Raw genomic sequence first — 4,889 nt, forward strand, 5'->3', positions numbered from 1 at the left:
CAATAGAAAGAATCTAAAGACATTTCAATTGAGTATCTTGATTTATGATCACTTGGCGCTGGCTTCTTGACCAAGCACGACCTCATCGAACGCGGCTAATCTGGGCAAACGTGGTCGCCATTGCTGCCACGCTCATCAGTGTGCCAATTCCGCTATTGATGCCATTATTGGTCGACGAGGTGCTACTCGACAAACCCGATTGGGGGCTGTCGGTACTTAACACAATACTGCCACAAAGCTGGCAACAGGCTGCGTACTATATCGCTGCCGTCTTAGTGATCGTGGTATTGATGCGCACTATCAGCCAAGGGTTGAACATCTTACAAGGTCGCCAATTTACGCTGGTGGGTAAAGCCATCACCTATAAAATCCGTCAGCACCTGATTGCAAAACTCGGCCGTATCAGTATGCGAGAGTACGAACTTCGTGGCAGTGGCGGGCTGACTTCTCACCTTGTCACCGATGTGGAAACCATCGATAAGTTTATCGGGACCACGCTGAGTAAATTTATTATCGGGATCCTCACTGTCACCGGGACAGCGGTGGTTTTGCTTTGGATTGACTGGCGATTAGGCTTGTTTATCTTATTGATTAATCCCATTGTGGTGGCGCTGAGTCGTGCCCTCGGCCAACGCGTAAAACACCTTAAAACGCGCGAAAACCGAGCCTTTGAACAGTTCCAACAGCGACTGGTCGATACCCTAGACGGATTATATCAACTTCGCGCCGCTAACCGAGAGCGGACCTATTTAAAGCAACTTGATGACAGTGCCAATGACATTAAAGTGAGCGCTGATAAATACGCGTGGCAATCTGAGGCGGCGGGTCGTCTTTCGTTCTTAATGTTTTTAGTCGGCTTTGAACTCTTTCGCGCGGTCGCGATGGGCATGGTCTTTTTTAGTGATCTTTCTATCGGCTTGATGTTTGCCGTGTTTGGCTATCTATGGTNGTTTATGCTCGGGCCAGTTCAAGAGCTACTCGGGATACAGTTTGCGTGGTATAGCGCCAAAGCAGCGATGACTCGGATTAACGAGGTCTTGCAATTACCCGAAGAAACTCGGCGTCCAGAAGGGATCGATCCAGGCGAGCTCATTTCAGGGAGGGGTAACCCGCAAGCAATCGATGTTGAGATAGATAATCTTCACTTTGCGTATGATGATGACAAAGCGGTTCTCGATGGTCTCACCATGCAGATCCCGGCCGGACAACGCGTGGCCCTCGTCGGCGCAAGTGGGGGCGGAAAATCAACCCTCATTCAGCTATTGTTAGGGCTCTACCCTGTAGAACAGGGTGATATTCGCTTTAATGGCCATTCCATTCATGACATCAATATGGATGCGCTTCGTCATCAAATTGCCGTGGTATTGCAACAGCCCATACTGTTTAATGATACTTTAAGAAATAATTTAAGTCTGGGGCGTAAGTTTGATGATGCGACGCTCTGGCAAGCGTTGGAGCGCGCACAGCTGGGCGATGTCGTGAATCAGCTGACTCAAGGCTTAGAGACCCCAATGGGACGCCAAGGGGTGCGCTTATCAGGCGGTCAGCGCCAGCGTGTTGCAATTGCGCGTATGCTACTCGGCGACCCTAAACTGGTGATTTTAGATGAAGCCACGTCGGCACTCGATACCGCCACTGAGCGCGCACTGCATCAAGCAATGCAAACCTTTTTGGCCGGTCGTACGACACTGATTGTTGCACATCGGCTGTCAGCGGTTAAAGAAGCCGATCTAATTTATGTGCTCGATGAAGGTCAGGTCAGTAAACAAGGGACACACACCGAACTGGTGAATGCACCCGGTGTTTATCAAACCTTATATGGACAACTCCAACAGGTAGCAGGGAAATAATCGTGAGAAGGCAACCACCAGACAACACCCTGTCGGTATCTTATCCAAGTCAGATAAGGTGCCCGGGTTGTGATCGGGTGCTACAAGGCTGTCAAACGGGTTATGACCATCTTGCCATTTGCCCACGCTGCGCGACCAAACTCGCACAGGGTCGACGCTTATCATTTAATAGTGAAATCGCGTTAACCTTGACGATACTTATCCTTTTCTTGCCAGCCCATCTCCAACCTTTGCTATCGATAGATTTATTAGGTTCAACGATCAACGCCTCCGTATTGACCGGTGCTGCGCGCCTTTGGTCCGACTTTCCTTTTGTGGCTGCGCTCGTGGTGATTTGTGCCTCTCTAGGGCCACTTATCTTTACCAGCGCTTTACTCACTTTACACCTTGCACGACGACGTCAAGCGATTCGGTGCTTTCGTCTTGCGGTCAAGGTGGTTGACCATAGTCGTCATTGGGTCATGGCGGATGTTTTGATGGTCAGTTTGGCCATCGCTTGTTTTAAAATTCAAGACTATGCCTCCCTGCATTTCTCCATCGGCCTCGCCTGTTACGCGGTTATCCAGATCTTGCTCTCTGTGCTGCTGGTAAGAGTGAATACACAAAGATACTGGGATACATTTTCTTTAGCTGCGACACCATCGGATAACACGTCCACACTCATTCGTTGTGGTCACTGTGGCTTAACACAGACCGCAGACCAAGGCGCGTGCCAGCGCTGCCACCAGCCTCTTTATCGGCGTGTCATTCGCAGTGAGCAAAAGACATGGGCATGTTTGATCACAGCCAGTATTTTTTTGTTTCCAGCCAACGTGTATCCGATCTCAATTTTATTTTCTAACGGTATTCGGCTTGAAGACACCATCTTCTCTGGGGTGGCGAGCTTAATCAATAATGGCATGCCTGGTATTGCCGTGATCATTTTCACCGCCAGCATCATCGTTCCAGTGGCCAAGATCTTGGGGCTAGGATTAATACTAATCAGTTTTCGGCGCCGCACTGCCATTACACCTCGTCAGCATATGTGGCTATATCGTGGGGTTAAGTGGATCGGAAAATGGTCAATGATGGACTTATTCGTCATTGCATTTATGGTGGCATTAATTGATCGTGGCCGCATTATGGACTTTACCCCCGGACCGGGCGCCATCGCGTTTGGCATTGTCGTGGTATTAACCATGCTCGCCACCGAATTTCTTGATACGCGTTTGATATGGGATCATCATGAGCGACAAACAAGACCTACCCTCACCGATAATTAAAACCACCTATGGCCTGTCTCCACTATGGATACTCCCTATACTGGCGCTAGGTTTAGCCGCATGGTTGGTGTTTCAGTCAATCAATGAAGCCGGGCAACGGATCCAGATTCTTTTTAGTGATGCACAAGGATTAGAGGCTGGGCGGACCATTATCCGCTATCAAGGGCTGGAGGTCGGCAAGGTGCGCAATATTACCTTGGCTGACGATCTTGATGGTATTTATGTCGATGCCAATATCTATCCAGAAGCCACACAGCTTTTAACCTCTGGGACCGAATTTTGGCTGGTCAAGCCTCGCGCCTCCATCACTGGGATCAGTGGCTTAGAAACCTTAGTATCCGGTAACTACATTGCTTTGCAGCCAGGAAAAGGTGAGCCTCGCCTGACATTTACCGCACGCGACGAGCCACCGACAGATATGGCCGAAAAGGCGGGGACGACGGTGAAACTGCGAGCACCAACCCTGGGCTCTCTTAATGTCGGCTCTCCCCTTTATTACCGTAAAATTCAAGTCGGCGAGGTTTATAGCTATCGGCTCGACAGTGACGCGCAAGGCGTGACGCTCTCGGCGTTGATTGAACCCCAATTCGCACACTTACTAAAAGAGCAGACACGTTTCTGGTCGGTCAGTGGGCTTAAAACACGAATCGATGCTTCTGGCGTTGAACTCGAATTAGATAGCGTGGCAAGTTTAATTGCGGGAGGCATTGCGTTCGACTCTCCCAATAACAGCCCTCGTTCGGATGCGAATCAGCCATTTCAATTGTATTCGAGTCTCGCGCATGCCGCGCGGGGGCAAACATTAAACATCGCTTTACCCGCTGATCACGGTCTGCCGGGCCGAGGCACACGGATCACCTACCAAGGATTAGAAGTGGGTGAAATTACGCGTATTGAGATCACAGGCAATTATCCTGGTCCTATCGCCACCGCCAAACTCGATCCCAGTATGACCTGGCTACTGAACAAAGACACGCGTATAAAAATCGAGCAACCACAAATTGGCTTTGATGGCTTGAAAAACATCGGTAACCTCGTACTTGGCAATTATTTATCGATTGAGCCAGGTTCTGCGGACGCAGATTCCGTTACATCGGACCATCTATTCACCGCTGCCAACCGCCATCAACAACGTAAACAACAAGACAATGCCTTAACCGTCACCCTGACCGCAGACGATGCCTATGGTCTCTCTCAACATACAAAAGTGTTACACCGCGGCATAGAGGTCGGCTTTATTGACCATATCGGCTTCAATGAAAGTGACAATGTTACGATAGATGTGGTGATCGACCCGCAATATCGTCACCTCGTAAAACAAGCATCGCAATTTTTCATCCTTGGCGGCATTACTGGTGAGCTAACGGGTAAAGGGCTCGACGTAGTTGTGCCTGCAATGGAACAAATTGCCGATCCGGCGCTTAGCTTCACCAGCAAGGGCGCGAAAGGCGCCAACGATACCTATCCGCTTTACACGTCATCCATTCAAGCAAAACATGCCAACCAAAGCGCACAAGGCCAAACGCGCTTTACGCTTGTCGCTGACCGCTTACCCAGTATCAGTGAAGGTAGCCCCGTGATGTATCGTAACTTTATTGTCGGTCAAGTGGAGGGTTACCAATTAAACGGTCAGAGCGTCACCATCGCCATCGCTGTCAATAACCGCTACAAGCACTTAATTCATCGCAATACAGTGTTTTGGAACCAATCCGGACTGGATATCAAAGCCAATTTACGTGGCGTTGAAATTAATACAGGCTCGGTCCGTTCGCTACTC

3 protein-coding genes are annotated in these 4,889 nt (G+C 49.6%); all 3 read left to right on the top strand.

What is annotated here, in order from left to right:
* The first annotated feature begins 44 nt into the window (after positions 1-44).
* Complete coding sequence (locus BZG79_RS12655; RefSeq protein WP_077774568.1) at positions 45-1,850, top strand: ABC transporter ATP-binding protein; 1,806 nt, start codon at positions 45-47, stop codon at positions 1,848-1,850.
* 2 nt (positions 1,851-1,852) lie between these two features.
* On the top strand, positions 1,853-3,112 hold the full coding sequence (locus tag BZG79_RS12660; protein ID WP_158011533.1) for a paraquat-inducible protein A: 1,260 nt from the start codon (positions 1,853-1,855) through the stop codon (positions 3,110-3,112).
* Positions 3,075-4,889, top strand: a 1,815-nt coding sequence (locus BZG79_RS12665) for an MlaD family protein (RefSeq protein ID WP_077774570.1), incomplete at its 3' end; no start/stop codon positions are given. The genes BZG79_RS12660 and BZG79_RS12665, both read left to right, overlap by 38 nt.

Source organism: Salinivibrio sp. MA427 (assembly GCF_001996115.1).
Classification (GTDB): Bacteria; Pseudomonadota; Gammaproteobacteria; order Enterobacterales; family Vibrionaceae; genus Salinivibrio; species Salinivibrio costicola.